The 1,033-nt window shown below is 48.8% G+C and carries 1 protein-coding gene; it reads right to left on the bottom strand.

Annotation, left to right across the window (positions count from 1 at the left end; all coding sequences use genetic code 11):
• The coding region (locus ACK8OT_RS19200; RefSeq protein ID WP_410198120.1) for a hypothetical protein at positions 1-1,033 on the bottom strand (1,033 nt) is incomplete at both ends.

Here is a 1,033-nt window from a genome sequence, read left to right as displayed (position 1 = left end):
AATGGTGGGGCATGATTAAGCTGTTGGGAATAAAGTAGTTCACTTCATAATTGCGCAGGCCCCAAGAAGGTAAGAGTTTGGCCAGCTCTGCCGTTTGTGCACGGACTTGGTCGTAGTATTGCGGGGCTTCTTCAAGGCTATAACCGGCAACTTGTAATCTTACTGAGAGCGAACGCTCTTCATCACGACTGCCCAGTGTGCCATTTAATGAATCGGCCGCGACACTAAATAGCGGGTCCTTTTCTTCAAGATACCAGCCGCCGAAGTCTTGGTCATCAGGTGTCATCACCTCATCATTTAAGCTGTATTGAATAACAAGTGAATCGGTCGCATTTCGCAACGCGTATTTATCCCCTTGCTTGATGCAGTTTTTTACCATTTGCTTGGTTTGAACTGTAGTGGGCTTTGGTAAAAAGGGAATCGTGTATTCTGGCCTAAAGTAGTTATTCGCACCCCGCTCACAGTTAATGCCATTATCAAAGGCGCGCTGAAACCAAGTGCTGGCTAAATGGGTTAGCTCGGCGAGAGTGCGCCCATCAATGTCAACCTGATGCTCCGGATGGGCCGCCATGTAATCTTGCCGAGCACGGTAGTAGCTGGCAACTAGCGGCACGCAGGTAAAACAGGCGCCGTTGGCGCCTTCCTCTAATAGTGCAATGGCTTCTAGTGTGTCGGGAATTTGCTGCAGTTGCTGCAGTTGCTGCGGTGACAGGGTATGAATAAAGTTATACACCATCCCTGTAATGGTGCCATAAACATTTGATTCGTTTCGTGTGTTGAACTGCTCTGCTAATGGCGAGTTTAAGTTCAAATCATCCCAAAAACGCACACCTTGGAGAAAATAGGCCTCGGGGTCTCCCGTGGCCTTGGCCCAATTGATATAGGCTTGGCGTCTTACCTGCCAAGTGGGATAACTGCGACAGGCTTCGTAATAGCGAGGGAGGTGGCAAAACTGCAGGCCATTAAGGGAAAAATGGGGATAACCCTTGGCGGCGATTTTATATTGAATGGTGACGGCTTTTTCAAGGGACAG

Origin of the sequence: Motilimonas thetidivivens (assembly GCF_046452435.1) — a bacterium.
GTDB lineage: Bacteria > Pseudomonadota > Gammaproteobacteria > Enterobacterales > CBDFNC01 > Motilimonas.
Note: the sequence above shows the minus strand (reverse complement) of the source record. Positions and strands in the feature narration are given on the sequence as shown.